Consider the following 16753-nt stretch of genomic DNA (forward strand, 5'->3'; position numbering starts at 1 on the left):
GGCGCGTCAGGCTTCCTCGGGATCCGGTCCCCACACGGATCGGCCTCCGTCGACCGGAACGACGGCTCCGTTGACGAACGACGCCGCGTCGGACAGCAGGAACGCGACGACCTCGGCGACCTCCGCGCTCTCGCCGACGCGGCCGAGCGGGTGGATTCGCGCGATCTGCTCCTCGACGTCGCGGCGACCGGGCGGGGCGAGCCCGGCCAGGTGGTCGTCGTAGCGTGCGGTGCGGATCGACCCGAGCGCGACCGCGTTGACCCGGATGCCGGCAGGGCCGTGGTCGACCGCCAGCGCGCGGGTGAGTCCCTCGATCGCCGCCTTCGCCGTGGCGTAGGCGAGGGCGCCGCGGACGGGCCGCGTCGCCTGGTGCGAGGACACGTTGACGATCGCGCCGGGGCGGCCCGACTCCCGCCACCGCCGTACGGCGACCCGCGACCCGGCGACGGCGGGCGCGAGGTTGGTGGCGACGAGCCCGACCACGTCGCCGCTCGGGACGGCCGTCAGGTCCGCGTCGCGGAACACCGCGGCGTTGTTGACCCAACCGGCGAGCGGTCCGAGCCGTTCGGCGGCGTCGGCAGCCCGGGCGACCACGTCGTCGTCGGACGCGTCGCCGCTGACCACGGTGAGCCGTTCGTGCTCGGGCAGGTCCGGCGGCTCGAGCTCGAGCACGACGACGCCGTGGCCGTCCGCGAGCAGTCGGTCGACGATCGCGCGGCCGACGCCGCGACCGCCTCCGGTGACGACGTACGACCTCCGCATCAGGACCGGCCCGACAACGGCAGCTCGAGCCGGCTGACGCCGCCCTCGACGACCCGGACCGGGACACCCCAGTCCTGCTGGTGCATGTGGCAGGCCGCCCCCTCGCCGCCGCCTTCGTCGCAGGAGGCGGCGCGCGCTGCGACGTGCAGGACGCCGTCGCCGACGGTCGCGTCGAGCAGGACGGTGCGGACCAGGTCGGTGCCGCGTCCGTCGCCCTCGCGGACCAGGGCCGGCGGGGTCGCCTCGACGAGCAGCTGCGACGGCGGGCCGAACCGGTCGTCGACCTTCTGCCCCGGGGGCGGCTCGAACGACACTACGATCTCGAGCGTCCCCGGCGCGACGTCGGTGACCGGTCGCTGCGTCGTGTGCGCCGAGCCGGACGCCCGGGCCGACGCGCCGAGCGGCACCCGGGTCAGCCGGTGCGCGGCCGACTCGACGACGACGAGCTGGTCGCCGTCGACGACCAGGCCGCTCGGCTCGGCCAGCCCCGTGGCGACCGTGCCGAGGGTCCGGGCCACGGGGTCGTAGCGGCGGACCGCTCCGTTGTAGGTGTCCGCGACCGCGACGGAGCCGTCCGGCAGCAGCGCGGCGCCCAGCGGGTGTTGGAGCAGCGCCTCGTCGGCGGGGCCGTCGGTGAAGCCGAAGTCGAAGAGGCCGCGCCCGACCGCCGTGTGCAGCGCCCCGTCCTCGACGTACCGCAGCGAGGATGTCTCGGAGTCGACCACCCAGAGCCGGTCGCCACCGGGGACGAGGCCGGAGGTCTGCGCGAGCCAGGCGTCGGCGAGCGGGCCGTCGAGCAGGCCCTCGTTGGTGGTGCCGGCCGCGACCCGCACCTCCCCGGTGCGCGGGTCGAGCGTCCAGAGCTGGTGGATGCCGGCCATCGCGACCCAGACGAGCCCGTCGTGCCAGGCGACGTCCCAGGGGCTGCTCAGCCGGACGGTGCCGTCGCCCTGCATCCACTGGTGGCCGTCACCGGCCAGCGTGCGCAGCTCGCCGGTGGCGAGGGTCAGGCCGCGCAGCCGGTGGCCCACGGTCTCGGCCACCACGACCTCGTAGCCGACCGCAGCCGCGACGTCGTCGGGCAGCAGGCACAGGCCGTTGGGCTGGTCGAGTCCCTCGGCCACGCGTCGCACGAGCGCGCCGTCGGCGTCGACCTCTGCGATCGCGCCGTGCCCGGCGTCGGCGACGAGGAAGTGGCCGTCAGGCAGTCGCACGGCCTTGGCGGGGAAGCGCAGGTCGCCCTCGGGCACCGACGGGGCGACGTACGGCGAGTCGCCCGGTTGGAGCGTGCCCTTCGCCCGGTGCTCCTCGCGGAGGTCGGCGAGCAGGGCGTCGACGGCGTGGGCGTGGCCCTCGCCGGCGTACTGCGCGACGACGTACCCCTCCGGGTCGACGAGCACGAGCGTGGGCCAGGCCCGGGCGGTGTAGGCCTGCCAGGTGACCAGCTCGGGGTCGTCGAGCACCGGGTGGCGCACGTCGTAGCGCTGGACCGCGGCGGCCAGCGCGGCGGCGTCGGCCTCGTGCTCGAACTTGGGCGAGTGCACGCCGATCACGACGAGCTCGCCGTCGTACTTCTCCTCCACCTCGCGCAGCTCGTCGAGCACGTGCAGGCAGTTGATGCAGCAGAAGGTCCAGAAGTCGAGCAGCACGAACCGGCCGCGCAGCTCGCCCAGCGAAAGCGGTCCCTCGGTGTTCAGCCAGCCGCGGCCGCGCAGCTCGGGCGCACGCACGCGCGGGACACGGGTCGGTCGTTCGCTCACGTCATCAGTCAACCCGAGACGACGCCGGAACCTTCCACCCGGGCAAGGGCACTGTTCCTGTCGGTGTAACCATCTATGCTGGTTACATGATCGCCCAGCCCGCCACCGGACAGTGGTTCGTGTCCTCCGAGGGCACGCGCTGGTGGTTCGACTCGGGCGCGATCTCCCTCGACTTCGCCTACACCGGCTCGATGAGCGACAACCCAGCCTGGGAGCGGTGGCAGGCGCCGGGCGACGCGGCGGCCTGGTTCGAGGAGCGGTACGGCGTCCGGGTGCGTGTGACCGCGGCGGACTTGGTCCGGGTCAAGGAGCTGCGCGACGCGGTGGCGCGGCTGGCGTTCGACCGGCTGCGCCGGCGTCCCCTCGACGCGCGGGCGGTCGCGGTCGTCGACCGGTGGGCGCGCGAGCCCGACGTGCCGCCGCAGCTCGGCCGCGAGCCGCGGGCGACCCTCGACCGGCTGCTCGCCACGCTCGCGCGGGACGCGGTCGGCTGGCTGCGCGACCACGGCGACCGGGTCCGCGAGTGCGCGGCGGGCGACTGCGCCGTGGTCTACCTCGACACGTCGCGCTCCGGGAACCGCACCTGGTGCTCGATGCAGCGCTGCGGCAACCGGCACAAGGTCCGCCGGCAGCGCGCCCGCACACGGGCCGCCGCGCCCGCACGGCACGAGAACGAGAAGGGAACAGACCGATGACCCTGCGACGCGACCTCCAGGACATGCCCGAGGACGTCGAGCGGCTGCTGGAGGAGTCCGGGCTCATGGACGCCTACCTCGCCCGCCCGGCGTACCAGCAGAACGACTACCTCGGCTGGTTCACCCGCGCCAAGCAGCCGTCGACCCGACGGAAGCGGATCGACCAGATGCTGGCCGAGCTGCGCCAAGGTGGCGTCTACATGGGGATGGACCACCCTCCGTCGCGCCGACCATGATGGGCGCATGGCCGACCACCGCGACCCCCGTGCAGGACAGACCGCCGAGCCGCAGGACCTGGTCGACGTCGCCCACCTGGTGACGGCGTACTACACCGGTGTCCCCGATCCCGAGGACGTCGACCAGCAGGTCGCCTTCGGCACCAGCGGGCACCGGGGCAGCAGCCTCAAGACGTCGTTCAACGAGACGCACATCCTCGCCACGACGCAGGCGATCTGCGACTACCGCAAGGAGCAGGGCTTCGACGGCCCGCTGTTCCTCGGCCGCGACACTCACGGCCTGTCCGAGCCGGCCTGGGCGACGGCACTGGAGGTGCTCGCCGCCAACGACGTCACCGTGCTGGTCGACGACCGTGACGGCTACACCCCGACGCCCGCCCTCTCGCACGCGATCATCCGGGCCAACGTCGGGAAGACGTCGGGCCTCGCCGACGGCATCGTCGTCACGCCGTCGCACAACCCGCCGGCCGACGGCGGCTTCAAGTACAACCCGCCGCACGGCGGTCCCGCCGACACCGACGCGACCTCCGTCATCGCCGAGCGGGCCAACCAGCTGATCCGCGGCGGGCTCGCCGACGTGCGGCGGGTGCCGTTCGCGCGGGCGCGGGCCGCCGCGTCGTCGTACGACTTCCTCGGGACGTACGTCGACGACCTGCCGTCCGTGGTCGACCTCGACGCGGTCCGCGCGGCCGGCGTGCGCATCGGCGCGGACCCGCTGGGCGGCGCGTCGGTCGACTACTGGGGCGCGATCGGCGAGCGGCACAAGCTCGACCTGACCGTGGTGAACCCGCTGGTCGACGCCACGTGGCGGTTCATGACCCTCGACTGGGACGGCAAGATCCGGATGGACTGCTCGTCGCCGAGCGCGATGGCCTCGTTGATCGGGCGCAAGGACGAGTACGACGTCGCGACCGGCAACGACGCCGACGCCGACCGGCACGGCATCGTGACGCCCGACGCCGGGCTGATGAACCCCAACCACTTCCTGGCCGTCGCGATCGGCTACCTGTTCGGCGGGCACCGGCCCGACTGGCCGGAGACCGCCCGGATCGGCAAGACGCTCGTGTCCTCGTCGATGATCGACCGGGTCGCCGCGGCGCTCGGCAAACCGATGGTGGAGGTGCCGGTCGGCTTCAAGTGGTTCGTGCCCGGCCTCATCGACGGGTCCTTCGGCTTCGGCGGCGAGGAGTCGGCGGGGGCGTCGTTCCTGCGGCGCGACGGGTCGACCTGGACGACCGACAAGGACGGCATCCTGTTGTGCCTGCTGGCCTCGGAGATCCTGGCGGTCACCGGGAAGTCGCCGAGCGCCCACTACGCCGACCTCGTCGCCGAGCACGGCGACCCGGCGTACGCACGGGTCGACGCACCCGCCGACCGGGCGCAGAAGGCCAAGCTGGCCGCCCTCTCCCCCGACGACGTCACCGCGGCCGAGCTGGCCGGCGAGCCGATCACCGCGAAGCTGACCGAGGCACCGGGCAACGGCGCGCGGATCGGCGGGCTGAAGGTGACCACGGAGTCGGCGTGGTTCGCCGCGCGGCCGTCAGGCACCGAGGACGTCTACAAGATCTACGCCGAGTCGTTCCAGGGTCCCGAGCACCTGGCGCGGGTGCAGGCCGAGGCGCGCGACGTCGTCTCGGCGGCGCTGGGCGGCTAGGGCGCGACTAGCTGGAGCCGCCGACCACCGCGGCCGAGGTCGCGGCGGTGACCGCCGCCATCGTCGCCGCGGCCATCGCGTCCACGGCCTTGCGCACCGCGGCGGAGCCCCAGTCGCCCTCGGCGATCTGCTTGGCCCGGCGCTCGAGCTCGCGGCGGGCGAGCCCGTGCTGCTTCGGCGGGACCACCTTGTGCACCGAGCGGAGCGCGAGCAGCAGCGACACCAGCGCGGCGGTGCGGTCCTGGGGCGGCAGGCCGGTGAGCAGCGCCTGCTCCAGCGCCTGGCGCACCTGCCGCTCGTGGGCGGCGTCGGCCGCCGGCCACCTGCTCGTGGGGAAGATCCCGAGCACCTTGCCGCGCTCGGCGCGCAGCACGCCCTGCTCGACGAGCCGGTCGTAGAGGGCCTCGCGGAGCTTCTTGCCGAGCGGGCCGACCACGGCCTGCGGCTTCTTGCCCTCGTAGGCGACGCAGATCCCCAGTGCGTCGTCGAGGACCGGGTCGCCCAGCCGCTCGCTGCTGCGGACCACGAGCCGGCCCTTGCGGCCCTCGCCCTCGCCGGTGACGTCGACGCGGCCGGCCAGGGTGAGCTCGATCAGGCGGGCGCCGCCCAGCGCGACGTCCGCCTCGGCCGCGGTCACGAGCAGGCGGCCGCTGTCGTCGTCGGTCAGCAGGAGCAGCAGGTCCTCCGCCAGCAGCATGCCCCGAGCCTACGACCGCCCGTCGCGCCACGACCGCCGTATGGCGTCCCGTCCGGACGGAGGGTGGCGCGAACGGGCCGGATTCGGTGGAATCGACGGGAGACCCACGACCGGGAGGTGCCCGTGTACTACCCGCTGACCGTGCGCGACTTCATCGACCGCGCCGAGACCGTCTACCCCGACCGCGTCGCGGTGGTCGACGAGCCGGACCAGCCGGCGCCCAGTCTCGGCACGCTGACCTACCGCGAGCTCGCGACGCTGGCCCGCGCCCAGGCGGCCCGGCTCGACCAGCTCGGCGTGCCCGTCGGCGGCCGGGTCGCGGTGATCTCGCAGAACTCCGCGCGGCTGCTCACGTCGTTCTTCGGCGTCACCGGGTGGGGCCGGATCCTGGTGCCGATCAACTTCCGGCTCAGCCTGGCCGAGATCGAGTACATCGTCGGCCACTCCGGAGCCAAGGTCGTGTACGCCGACCCCGAGCTCAAGGACAAGCTCGACGCGCTCGACGTGAAGCACAAGTTCGTGCTCGGTGACGACGACGCGCTGTTCCTGCGCGACTCCGAGCCGCAGGAGTGGGCCGAGCCCGACGAGGCGGCGACCGGCACGATCAACTACACGTCGGGCACGACCGCACGCCCCAAGGGCGTCCAGCTCACGCACCGCAACCTGTGGCTCAACGCGACGGTCTTCGGGCTGCACGCCGGCGTCAACGACCGCGACGTCTACCTGCACACGCTGCCGATGTTCCATGCCAACGGCTGGGGCATGCCCTACGTGACGACCGGGCTCGGGGCGAAGCACGTCGTGCTGCGCAAGGTCGACGGCGCCGAGATCCTGCGCCGGATCGACCAGCACGGCGTCACGCTGATGTGCGCGGCACCGGCCGTGGTCAGCGCCGCCCTCGACGCCGCGGCCGACTGGGACGGCGAGATCCCCGGGCGCGACCAGGTGCGGATCATCGTCGCCGGCGCTCCCCCGCCCACGCGCACGATCGAGCGGGTGATGGAGGAGCTCGGCTGGCAGTTCAACCAGATCTACGGCCTCACCGAGACCTCGCCGATCGTCACGGTCAACCGGATGCGCGCCGAGTGGGACGACCTGTCCACGCACGAGCAGGCCAAGCGGCTCGGCCGCGCGGGCGCGCCGGCCCTCGGCGTACGCGTGACCATCGACCCGCAGGGCGAGGTCCTCACGTCGAGCAACCACAACCTCGACGGCTACTGGGAGCAGCCCGAGGAGACCGCGCGGGTGCAGGCGGGCAACACCTTCCACACCGGTGACGGCGGCTACCTCGACGACGAGGGCTACCTGGTGATCTCCGACCGCAAGAAGGACGTGATCATCTCCGGCGGCGAGAACGTCTCCTCGATCGAGGTCGAGGACGCGCTGATGTCGCACCCGCACGTCAGGGAGGTCGCGGTCATCGGCATCCCCGACGAGAAGTGGGGCGAGCTCGTGACGGCGCTCGTCGTCGCCGACGACGGGGACGTGACCGCGGAGGAGCTGATCTCGCACTGCCGCAACTCGCTGGCGGGCTACAAGTGCCCCAAGCGCGTGGACTTCGTCGACGCGCTCCCCCGCACCGCGACCGGCAAGCTGCAGAAGTTCAAGCTGCGCGAGCCGTTCTGGAAGGACCACGAGCGCCAGGTCAACTGAGCTCCCGATCTCGCGGACCGGGGGAGGTGGCTGCTTCGATGGTCGCGTGACCGGCGAGGTGTTCGAGGACGAGGCGTTCAGCGACGAGGACTGGTACGGCCAGGACCTGACCGGCCGCACCTACCGTCGCTGCACGTTCCGCGACGTCGACCTGACCGAGGCGACGAGCAAGGGCGCGACGTTCGAGTCGTGCGAGTTCGCGGGCTGCAAGCTCAACGCCTCCACGCACATCGGTACGGCGTTCGTCGCCTGCGACTTCCGGCGCACGTCCTTCTTCGGCGCGACGCTCGACGGCTGCAAGCTGGACGGCACGGTGTTCGTCGAGTGCACGCTGCGGCCGATGACGGTCACCGGCGGGCGGTGGCACGGCGTGACCATCCGCGGCGCGAAGCTCACCGGGTTGACGCTCGACGGCGTGGCCCTGGCCGAGGCCGACTTCGTCGACTCCGACCTGACCGGCTCGTCGCTCAACGGGTGCGACCTGTCGCGGGCGACCTTCCGGGGCACCGACCTGACCGGCGCGGACCTGCGCGGGGCGCGGCTGGACGGCACCGACCTCCACCTCGCACGGCTGTCGGGCACCCGGCTCGACCTGGCCGGCGCCGTGCACCTCGCGGAGGTGCACGGCGCCGTGGTCGAGGCGTGACGGGTCAGCCGCGGCGCAGGATGTCGACCAGCACCTGCGGGTAGTTGGTGATGATCCCGTCGACGCCCCAGTTGATCGCCCGGCGCATGTCCTGACCGCCGTTCACGGTCCAGACGTGGGTCTCCAGGCCGTAGGAGTGGATCTGGTCGACGGTCGCCTCGGTCATGTCGCCGAGGGCGGGGTTGGCCTGCTCGGCCCAGGTGGAGGCGTCGACGAGCTGGGCCTCGCTGGGCGGGCCGCCGGCGAACAGCAGTCCGACGGGCACGTCGACGGCGAGCTGGTCGTAGGTGCGCAACCAGGTGTGGTTAAAGGACTGCATCACGACCTTGTCGTTGCGCAGCGCCCAGGTGAACACCGGCAGCGAGCGCAGCTCCTTGTCGATGTCGACCTCGATGCCGGGATACAGCTGCGGCTCCTTCGCCTCCAGCAGCATCCCGGCGTTGCGGCCGACCGCGTTGACCCACTCCTCGAGGGTCGGCACGCGCTCGCCGGCGAACTCCGGCGCGAACCACGAGCCCGCGTCGAGCTGCTTGATCTCGGCGAGGGTGAAGTCGCCGACGTTCCACGGCGCGCGGTCGGGGAAGACCTGCTCCACGTCGGTCGTGCGGGCCAGAGTGGTGTCGTGCACGATCACCAGCTCGCCGTCGGCGGTGCGCTGGATGTCGTTCTCGACGACGTCCGCGCGATGCGCGATCGCGAGCCTGACGGCGGCGAGCGTGTTCTCCGGCGCGGCACCGGACGAGCCGCGGTGGGCGACGACGTCGACGTCCGGCTGCGAGGCCGGGGCCGCGGAGGCCGCCGGCGCCGCAGCGAGCGTGAGGCCGGCGATGATCGAGGTGAGTCCGGCGGCGAGGGCACCGGAGAGCGCATGACGGCGCAGGCGTGACATGGATGGACCTTCCCGAGAGAGAGTGGTGGGCCGGCCGCCGTACGACGGACGGCCCGGTCGTGACGCTAGCCAAGCCCGCGCGCGTGGCCGAGAGGTGAACCGGGATTGATCGGTTCTGAAAGAGCTGGTCCGGACCAGCCGAACCCGGTCGTTAGTGTGGCCGCGTGACCGACGAGAAGCAGGACGACAAGCAGCCCGCGGCGCCGGACCAGGCCAAGGACGCGAAGCCGGCCGAGGAGAAGCCGAAGGAGCCCAAGGACGACCTCGTGTCCACCCGGCACGAGATCAAGGTCGGGCGGAAGACGCTCTCCTACACGGCCACCGCCGGGCGGATGGTGCTGCACGACGAGGTCTACGAGGACGGCACCTTCAAGGGCTACAAGCCGAAGGCCGAGGTCTCCGTCATCTCGTACGTCGCTGACGCCGCCGAGGGTGAGCGGCGGCCCGTCACGTTCGCGTTCAACGGCGGCCCCGGGTCGTCGTCGGTGTGGCTGCACCTCGGCCTGTTCGGGCCGCGCCGCGTCGTCATGGGCGACGTCGGCCAGCTGCTGCCGCCGCCGTACGACCTCACCGACAACGCGGAGACGCTGCTGGCCCACTCCGACCTGGTCTTCATCGACCCGGTGTCGACCGGCTACTCGCGCACGCTGGAAGGCACCAAGCCCGAGCCGTTCCACGGCTACCAGGGCGACATCGAGTCGGTCGGCGAGGTCATCCGCATCTGGGCCAGCCGCAACAAGCGCTGGATGTCGCCGAAGTTCGTCGCCGGCGAGTCCTACGGCACCACGCGCGGGGCCGCGCTCGTCGAGCACCTGCAGACCCGCTACGGCATGTACGTCAACGGGCTGATCCTGATCTCGAGCATCCTCGACTTCTCCGGCGTCGACTTCGATAACCAGCGCAACGACAAGGCGCACGCGATGTACCTGCCGACGTACGCCGCCATCGCCCACTACCACGGCAAGGTGAAGGCCCGGTCGCTCAAGGCGCTGGTGCGCGACGCCGAGGAGTACGCCTCGGGCGAGTACCAGCGCGTGCTCTCCCGCGGCCACCGCCTGAGCCCGAAGGAGCGCACCACGGCCGTCCGCAAGGTCGCCGCCCTCACCGGCCTCTCCGAGGAGTACGTCGACCGCACCGACCTGCGCATCGAGCACTGGCGCTTCTTCGGCGAGCTGCTGCGCGACGAGCGCCGCACGGCGGGACGCCTCGACGGCCGGTTCAGCGGCCCGGCGGCGAGCGCGATCGCGGAGAACATGGACGCCGACCCGTCGCACGACGCGATCGCCGGCCCCTACTCCGCGGCGATCAACCACTACCTTCGCGACGAGCTCGAGTACGCCAACGACCTGCCCTACGAGCAGATCTCCCGGCGCGTGCACCCCTGGTCGTTCAAGGACTTCGAGGGCCGCGCGATCGACGTGACACCGAAGCTGGAGCGCGCGATGCGGCAGAACCCGCACCTCAAGGTGCACGTCGCCTACGGCTACTACGACGGCGCCACCCCGCACTTCGCCGCCGAGGACGTCATCGCGCACCTGCAGATCCCCGACGAGCTGCGCGCCAACATCGAGCACCGCTACTACGAGGCCGGCCACATGATGTACGTCCACGAGCCGAGCCGGCTCCAGCAGAGCAAGGATCTCGCGGACTTCGTGACCCGGGCGTCGCGCGGCTGATGCGTAGCCTCGCCGCCTTCCTCGTCCTCCTCATCGCGGGCCTGATGGTGCCGGTGTCCACCGCCGGCTGGTGGTTGCGCGACACCGTCGTGCCCCGCAACGCGTACGTCGACACGGTCGCGCCACTGGCCCAGGACCCCGACGTCCAGGACGCGGTCCGCGCCAAGCTGGTGAACGAGACCACCGACTCGCTCGGCGTCATCCCGCCCGCCATCGCCGACCGCGTCGAGCCGCTCGTCCGCCGCGCCGCCGCGTCGGTCGTCGAGGGCCCTGCGTTCGAGAAGGCCTGGAAGGAGTCCAACCGGGCCGCCCACAAGCAGCTCGTCGGCGCCCTGTCCGGGGAGACCGACAGCGTCGGCGTCCGCGCCGGGTCCACCGTCGAGCTCCGGCTCGGGCCGCTCGGCGCCGCCGTGCGCCAGGAGGTCGACAAGGCCGGACTGCCGTTCGGCGGGGCGATCCCGGAGACCGACACGACGTACCCGATCGGCAGCACCGACGACCTCGGCCGCAGCCAGACGGCGTTCCGGCTGTTCAAGGAGTACGGCCGCGGCCTGCCGATTGTCACCGCCGTCCTGCTCGTGCTCGGCCTGGCCCTCGCCCGGCGCCGCGGCTCCGCCCTCGCCGGTACGGCGGTCGTGGCACTGATCGGCCTCGGCGGCCTCTGGCTCGCGCTCGGCTCGGCCCGCGAGCGGTACCTCGACGCGCTGCCGGCCGCCGTGCCCGACACGGCCGGCGGTGCGTACTTCGACGTGCTGACCGCGAGCCTCTACTCCCTGATGACGGTGGTGGCGGCGGGCTCGGCGGTCGCTCTGGTCGTCGGCCTGCTGGGTGGTGCGCTGGGCGGCCTGACCCGGCGACGCTGACCTAGGGTGAGCACGTGGCGACCCTGCGACCGATCACCCCGTCCGACGTCGACGACGTGCTCGCGCTCAACGAGCGCAACGTCGTCAAGCTCGCCCCGCTCGACGCCGCCCGCCTGACCGAGATCCAGGACTGGGCCGACCGGGTCGACGTGCTCGACGTCGACGGCGCCTTCGCCGGCTTCGTGGTCACGTTCGGCCCCGGCACGCCGTACGACTCGGACAACTACCGCTGGTTCACCGACCGCTTCGACGACTTCTACTACCTCGACCGCATCGTGCTGCACGAGGACTTCCGGCGACGTGGCCTCGGCGGGTTCGTCTACGACGACGTCGAGGAGACCGCCCGCAAGCACGGCCGGCTCGCCCTCGAGGTCAACCTCGTGCCGCGCAACGACGCGTCGCTCGCGTTCCATGAGGGCCGCGGGTACGTCGAGGTCGGCCGGATCGGCGACGACGACCACCTCGTGACGCTGTTGACCAAGGAGCTCGAGGCGTGACACCGGCCGAGCGGGCCCGCCGCAGCGCCGACGCGATGTGGGCGTCGGACCGGGCGAGCCAGGCGCTCGGCATGGCGATCACCGACGTCGGGCCCGGCACCGCGACCGTCGAGATGACCGTGCGCGACGACATGGTCAACGGGCAGGCGATCGGCCACGGCGGCCTCACGTTCACCCTGGCCGACTCGGCGTTCGCGTTCGCGTGCAACTCCTACAACCGGCGGGTGGTCGCGGCCGGCGCCGACATCCGCTTCCTGGCACCGACCCGCGAGGGCGACCGGCTCGTCGCGGACGCCGTCGAGCGCAGCCGCGAGGGACGCGACGGCGTCTACGACGTGACGGTGCGCTGCGGCGACACCGTCGTCGCCGAGTTCGTGGGACGCAGCAAGGAGATCCGAGGGACGCACTTCGAGGAGGCACCGTGACGTTCGAGATGCCCGACCCGTCACCCGACCAGCTCCGCGCCTCCCAGCTCGCCCACCTGCGGGACACGCTCGCGCGCGTCTACGAGCACGTGCCGCACTACCGGCGCGCGTTCGACGACGCCGGCGTGCACCCCGACGACGTGACCTCGCTGGCCGACCTCGCCCGCTTCCCGTTCACCACCAAGGAGGACCTCCGGCAGAACTACCCGTTCGGGATGTTCGCCGTGCCCCGCACCGACGTCGTGCGCGTGCACGCCTCCAGCGGTACGACGGGGAAGCCGACGGTCGTGGGCTACACGGCCGACGACATCTCGATGTGGGCCGACGTCGTCGCCCGGTCGCTGCACTCGGCCGGAGCGCGGCCGGGCGACGTCGTGCACGTGGCCTACGGCTACGGCCTGTTCACCGGCGGACTCGGCGCGCACTACGGAGCCGAGCGCCTGGGCTGCACGGTCGTCCCGATCAGCGGCGGGATGACCGAGCGGCAGGTGCAGCTGATCCTCGACTTCGAGCCGCGGGTCATCCTCGTGACCCCGTCGTACTTCCTCGCGATCCTCGACGAGATGGACCGCCAGGGTGTGGACCCGCACACGACGTCGCTCGAGATCGGGGTGTTCGGCGCGGAGCCGTGGACCGACGAGATGCGCCGCGACCTCGAGCGGCGCGCCGGGATCACCGCGGTCGACATCTACGGGCTGAGCGAGGTGATCGGTCCCGGCGTCTCGCAGGAGTCCGGCACGACCCAGGACGGGCTGCACGTCTGGGAGGACCACTTCTACCCCGAGATCATCGACCCGGTGACGCACGAGGTGCTGCCCGACGGCGAGGAGGGCGAGCTCGTGTTCACCAGCCTCACCAAGCAGGCGATGCCCGTCGTCCGGTACCGCACGCGCGACCTCACCCGACTGCTACCCGGCACGGCGCACCCGGCCTTCCGCCGGATGCAGAAGGTCACCGGGCGCACCGACGACATGATGATCGTGCGCGGGGTGAACGTCTTCCCCACGCAGATCGAGGAGCTGATCCTGTCGATCGAGGGGCTGACACCGCACTACCTGTGCGTGCTCACCCGGCCCGGGTCGCTCGACGAGCTCACCGTGCAGGTCGAGGCGCACCCGTCCGTGCCGGAGGGTGAGCGCGCCGGGTTGGGCAGCCGGCTCGGCGCCCGGATCAAGGACCGCATCGGCACGACCGCGACGATCGAGGTGCTCGCCCCTGACGCGCTGCAGCGCTCGCTGGGCAAGGCGGTCCGGATCAGCGACCGGCGGGGGAAGTAGAGGCTCCTCGCCGAGGGTCGTCCTGGCACCCCTCGGTGGCACCACACGTCCGCGGCCAACGCGTGGCTGCGCGGCTTCGCGGTTTCGGCGCCCGTTCCGCGCCAGCTGTTACAGCGACGCCGACCCCCGCGCCACCCAAACCCGCCCGTCGGCGGCGCCGTCCACCGGCGGGGTGCCGCTGACCACCAGGTGCGCGCGGGTCCAGGGCCGCTCGGCGGCGAGGAAGGGGTCCTCGGAGCGCATCCAGCCGTCCCAGAACTCCTCGGCCTCGTCGGGCGTGCGGCCGTACTCGATGTCCCGCGCGATCCCGCGGCGGCGGGCCTCGTCGCGGTCGGACTGCACCCAGACGACCAGGTCGGCGTGCGCGGCGACGGCGGCACGGCCGGCGCCGACGCCCTCGACGACGAGCACGTCGCAGACCGGGACCTCGATCGCCCCCGGCCGGTCGAGCCTGTCCCAGGCGGGCGGCCGGTACGACACCGGCTCACCGCGACGCCAGGGCGCCACGACGTGGTCGAGCAGGATGTCGGCCCAGTCGGTCGGGTGGTGCTGCCAGGCCACGTCGTCGGTGTGCACGACCGGGTGGCCGAGCCGGTCTGCGACGGTCGTCTTGCCGCCCCCGGACCGTCCGTCGACCACGACGAGGGCGCGGCCGGACGGCAGCAGGGCGGCGAGCTCGGCGGCGGTCACCGGCTCGAACGGCCCGGCCTCTGGTTCCTCGTCGTGCAGGCGCATGGCGGCCAGGGTAAGCCGCACCGAACGCCTACACTTTCCCGGCACCCATCGGGAAAGGTCGTTCCGTGCTCCGTCGTACCGCCCTCGCCTCCGCGCTGCTCGCCCTCGTGACCGCACCGCTCGTCGCCGTGACCGGCGCGGCGCAGGCCGAGGAGGACACCTACTACCCGGCCAAGGGCGACCCGAACGTCGACGTCGGCCGCTACAACCTGGACCTCGACTGGGACCCCGACGCGCGGCTGCTCACCGGCACGGCCGACGTCCGGCTCTCCGTCTTCGCCGCCGCACCGGCCGTGAAGCTCGACCTGCACAAGCGGATGGAGGTGTCGTCGGTCGCGGTCAACGGCGTCCCGGCACCGTTCACCCACGACGGCAAGGACCTCACCGTCACCACGGCGGTCGCCCCGGGCGCCACGTACCTCGTCACCGTGAAGTACGCCGGCAAGCCCCGCACGGTGAAGGCGCCCACGTCGCGCGGCGACGACGACGGCCTCGGGTGGCACACCAACACCAAGGGCCAGGTGTGGACGATGCAGAAGCCGTTCGGCGCCTACACGTGGTTCCCGGTCAACGACCACCTGTCCGACAAGGCGTTCTTCGACGTGCGGCTGACCGTGCCGGAGAAGTGGACCGGCGTGTCCACCGGTCGGCTGGTCGACAAGACCACGAGCGGCAAGCGCACCCGCACGCACTTCACCAACGCCAGCCCGATGCCGCCGCACCTGCTGACGGTGGCGATCGGGCCGTACAAGAAGTACACCCAGGCCGGCCCGCATGACCTGCCGCTGACCTACTGGCTGCCCAAGAATCGCGCCGACCTGCTGAAGCCGCTCGAGAAGACGCCCGAGACGATCTCCTTCCTGGAGTCGCGGCTCGGCACCTATCCCTTCGACAGCGCCGGCGTCGTCGTCACGCCGGGGCTCGGCTCGGTCGAGACGCAGACGCTGATGACGCTGTCCGCGGACAACTACAAGCAGGGCGGCGAGGACGTGCGGCAGCAGGTCGCGCACAACCTCGCGCACGCCTGGTACGGCGCCAGCGTGACGCCCAACGACTGGCGCGACAACTGGATGAACGAGAGCGTCGCGACCTTCCTGGAGGCGAAGTTCTCGACCGCGCACCACTGGCGCACCTGGAAGTACTGGAAGCGCGAGTTCGCCCGCAACGACGACTACTACCGCGAGATCTACGGCCCGCCGGGCGCCTACCTCCCCAAGCAGTTCGGGCAGCGCAACGTCACCTACGGCGGCGCGCTGCTGATGGAGAAGCTGCGCGCGAAGGTCGGCACCGACCTGTTCTACGCCGCGCTCGCCGAGTGGCCGGCCCAGAACGCCGGTCGTAACCGCGGACGGCAGACGTACGTCGACTGGCTCAGCCAGCGAACCGGCCAGGACCTGCGGGCCTGGTTCACCGCCTGGCTCGACAGCCCCACCACGCCGGCGTCCTAGCCGACGACCACAGGGCGCCCCTGGCCCGCGGTCCCGCCGGCCGAGGGGCCGGTGGCGAGCGCCGGGCCCTGCCGGACGACTGAACGGCGCCTACGCGGCCCGTCCTAGAGTGGCGGGATGCTGAACGACATCGTCGTCGTCGACCTCACCCGCGCCCTCGCCGGACCGCACGCCGCGATGATGCTCGCCGACCTCGGCGCGCGCGTCATCAAGGTGGAGTCCCCCGGCGGCGGGGACGAGTCCCGCTCGTGGGGACCGCCGTTCGTCGGGCCGGACGACGAACCGGTGTCGACGTACTTCATGTCCTGCAACCGCAACAAGGAGTCCGTCACCGCCGACCTCAAGTCCGAGGAGGGCAAGGACTTCCTGACCCGGCTGGTCGCCCGCGCCGACGTGCTGATGGAGAACTTCCGACCCGGCGTGCTCGACCGGCTCGGCTTCCCCGTCGAACGGCTGCACGAGATCAACCCGGGACTGGTGATCCTGTCCATCACCGGCTTCGGGCACGACGGGCCGGAGGGCGGCCGGGCCGGGTACGACCAGATCGCCCAGGGCGAGGCGGGTCTGATGTCGATCACCGGCCCCGGTCCGGACGACCCGACCCGCGTCGGCGTCCCGATCGCCGACCTGCTCTCCGGCATGTACGGCGCGTACGGCGTCGTCGCCGCGCTGCACGAGCGCACCCGCACCGGCCGCGGCCGCGTGGTGCGCTCCAGCCTCCTCGCGTCGATCGTCGGGGTGCACGCGTTCCAGGGCACCCGCTGGACGGTGGCGCACGAGGTGCCGCACGCCATCGGCAACCACCACCCGTCGATCGCGCCGTACGGCCTCTTCCAGACC

Annotated in this window: 17 protein-coding genes; 12 read left to right on the plus strand and 5 right to left on the minus strand. The window is 72.3% G+C overall.

Translation table 11 applies throughout. The features are described from left to right. Nucleotides 1-6: 6 nt before the first annotated feature. A complete protein-coding gene (locus tag ETU37_RS16470) occupies nucleotides 7-762 on the minus strand; it encodes an SDR family NAD(P)-dependent oxidoreductase (protein ID WP_129988426.1) in 756 nt (251 codons plus the stop codon). Continuing rightward, entirely contained in the window at nucleotides 762-2522 is a 1761-nt protein-coding gene (locus ETU37_RS16475) for an NHL domain-containing thioredoxin family protein (protein WP_129988427.1), read from the minus strand. The genes ETU37_RS16470 and ETU37_RS16475 overlap by 1 nt, the downstream gene beginning before the upstream one ends. Before the next feature lie 86 nt (nucleotides 2523-2608). On the opposite strand from ETU37_RS16475, the gene ETU37_RS16480 reads away from it, so the two are divergent. The 3 genes from ETU37_RS16480 to pgm are packed head-to-tail and all read left to right on the plus strand — an operon-like array spanning nucleotide 2609 to nucleotide 5107. Continuing rightward, nucleotides 2609-3217 (plus strand): CGNR zinc finger domain-containing protein, encoded by a 609-nt coding sequence (locus ETU37_RS16480; RefSeq protein WP_129988428.1) that lies wholly within the window; start codon nucleotides 2609-2611, stop codon nucleotides 3215-3217. Continuing rightward, nucleotides 3214-3453 (plus strand): YdeI/OmpD-associated family protein, encoded by a 240-nt coding sequence (locus tag ETU37_RS16485; protein WP_129988429.1) that lies wholly within the window; start codon nucleotides 3214-3216, stop codon nucleotides 3451-3453. Before ETU37_RS16480 ends, ETU37_RS16485 begins: the two co-directional genes overlap by 4 nt. 7 nt (nucleotides 3454-3460) lie before the next feature. Continuing rightward, a complete protein-coding gene (gene pgm, locus ETU37_RS16490) occupies nucleotides 3461-5107 on the plus strand; it encodes a phosphoglucomutase (alpha-D-glucose-1,6-bisphosphate-dependent) (RefSeq protein ID WP_129988430.1) in 1647 nt (548 codons plus the stop codon). Between the two features lie 7 nt (nucleotides 5108-5114). Here pgm and ETU37_RS16495 read toward each other — a convergent pair whose 3' ends face one another. After that, on the minus strand, nucleotides 5115-5804 hold the full coding sequence (locus tag ETU37_RS16495; RefSeq protein WP_129988431.1) for a GOLPH3/VPS74 family protein: 690 nt from the start codon (nucleotides 5802-5804) through the stop codon (nucleotides 5115-5117). Between the two features lie 117 nt (nucleotides 5805-5921). Between ETU37_RS16495 and ETU37_RS16500 the strand changes: the two genes are divergently transcribed. Both ETU37_RS16500 and ETU37_RS16505 read left to right on the plus strand, forming a co-directional pair. Beyond that, nucleotides 5922-7457: an AMP-binding protein gene (locus ETU37_RS16500; RefSeq protein ID WP_240755781.1), complete on the plus strand. Its 1536-nt coding sequence runs from the start codon at nucleotides 5922-5924 to the stop codon at nucleotides 7455-7457. Nucleotides 7458-7503: 46 nt separating this feature from the next. Further along, the gene (locus tag ETU37_RS16505) at nucleotides 7504-8103 is read left to right on the plus strand and encodes a pentapeptide repeat-containing protein (RefSeq protein ID WP_129988432.1); all 600 of its coding nucleotides are present in this window, start codon (nucleotides 7504-7506) and stop codon (nucleotides 8101-8103) included. 4 nt (nucleotides 8104-8107) lie between these two features. Here ETU37_RS16505 and ETU37_RS16510 read toward each other — a convergent pair whose 3' ends face one another. Next, the gene (locus tag ETU37_RS16510) at nucleotides 8108-8992 is read right to left on the minus strand and encodes a glycerophosphodiester phosphodiesterase family protein (RefSeq protein ID WP_129988433.1); all 885 of its coding nucleotides are present in this window, start codon (nucleotides 8990-8992) and stop codon (nucleotides 8108-8110) included. Nucleotides 8993-9156: 164 nt separating this feature from the next. Here ETU37_RS16510 and ETU37_RS16515 point away from each other — a divergent pair, with 164 nt between their 5' ends. The 5 genes from ETU37_RS16515 to paaK are packed head-to-tail and all read left to right on the plus strand — an operon-like array spanning nucleotide 9157 to nucleotide 13730. Beyond that, entirely contained in the window at nucleotides 9157-10668 is a 1512-nt protein-coding gene (locus tag ETU37_RS16515) for a S10 family peptidase (RefSeq protein ID WP_129988434.1), read from the plus strand. Continuing rightward, nucleotides 10668-11531 (plus strand): hypothetical protein, encoded by an 864-nt coding sequence (locus ETU37_RS16520; protein ID WP_129988435.1) that lies wholly within the window; start codon nucleotides 10668-10670, stop codon nucleotides 11529-11531. Before ETU37_RS16515 ends, ETU37_RS16520 begins: the two co-directional genes overlap by 1 nt. A 14-nt stretch (nucleotides 11532-11545) precedes the next feature. Then, nucleotides 11546-12028, plus strand: coding sequence for a GNAT family N-acetyltransferase (locus ETU37_RS16525; RefSeq protein ID WP_129988436.1), 483 nt, complete (start codon nucleotides 11546-11548; stop codon nucleotides 12026-12028). Then, nucleotides 12025-12453: a hydroxyphenylacetyl-CoA thioesterase PaaI gene (gene paaI, locus ETU37_RS16530; RefSeq protein WP_240755782.1), complete on the plus strand. Its 429-nt coding sequence runs from the start codon at nucleotides 12025-12027 to the stop codon at nucleotides 12451-12453. The genes ETU37_RS16525 and paaI overlap by 4 nt, the downstream gene beginning before the upstream one ends. Continuing rightward, a complete protein-coding gene (gene paaK / locus ETU37_RS16535; protein WP_240755783.1) occupies nucleotides 12450-13730 on the plus strand; it encodes a phenylacetate--CoA ligase PaaK in 1281 nt (426 codons plus the stop codon). The genes paaI and paaK overlap by 4 nt, the downstream gene beginning before the upstream one ends. Before the next feature lie 108 nt (nucleotides 13731-13838). On the opposite strand, the gene ETU37_RS16540 is transcribed toward paaK, so the two are convergent. Next, nucleotides 13839-14465, minus strand: coding sequence for a uridine kinase family protein (locus ETU37_RS16540; protein WP_206053979.1), 627 nt, complete (start codon nucleotides 14463-14465; stop codon nucleotides 13839-13841). Between the two features lie 65 nt (nucleotides 14466-14530). On the opposite strand from ETU37_RS16540, the gene ETU37_RS16545 reads away from it, so the two are divergent. Both ETU37_RS16545 and ETU37_RS16550 read left to right on the plus strand, forming a co-directional pair. Then, a complete protein-coding gene (locus ETU37_RS16545; protein ID WP_165372565.1) occupies nucleotides 14531-15913 on the plus strand; it encodes a M1 family metallopeptidase in 1383 nt (460 codons plus the stop codon). A gap of 117 nt (nucleotides 15914-16030) precedes the next feature. Then, the coding region (locus ETU37_RS16550; RefSeq protein ID WP_129988438.1) for a CaiB/BaiF CoA transferase family protein at nucleotides 16031-16753 on the plus strand (723 nt) is incomplete at its 3' end.

Origin of the sequence: Nocardioides iriomotensis (assembly GCF_004168035.1) — a bacterium.
GTDB classification, from domain to species: domain Bacteria; phylum Actinomycetota; class Actinomycetes; order Propionibacteriales; family Nocardioidaceae; genus Nocardioides_B; species Nocardioides_B iriomotensis.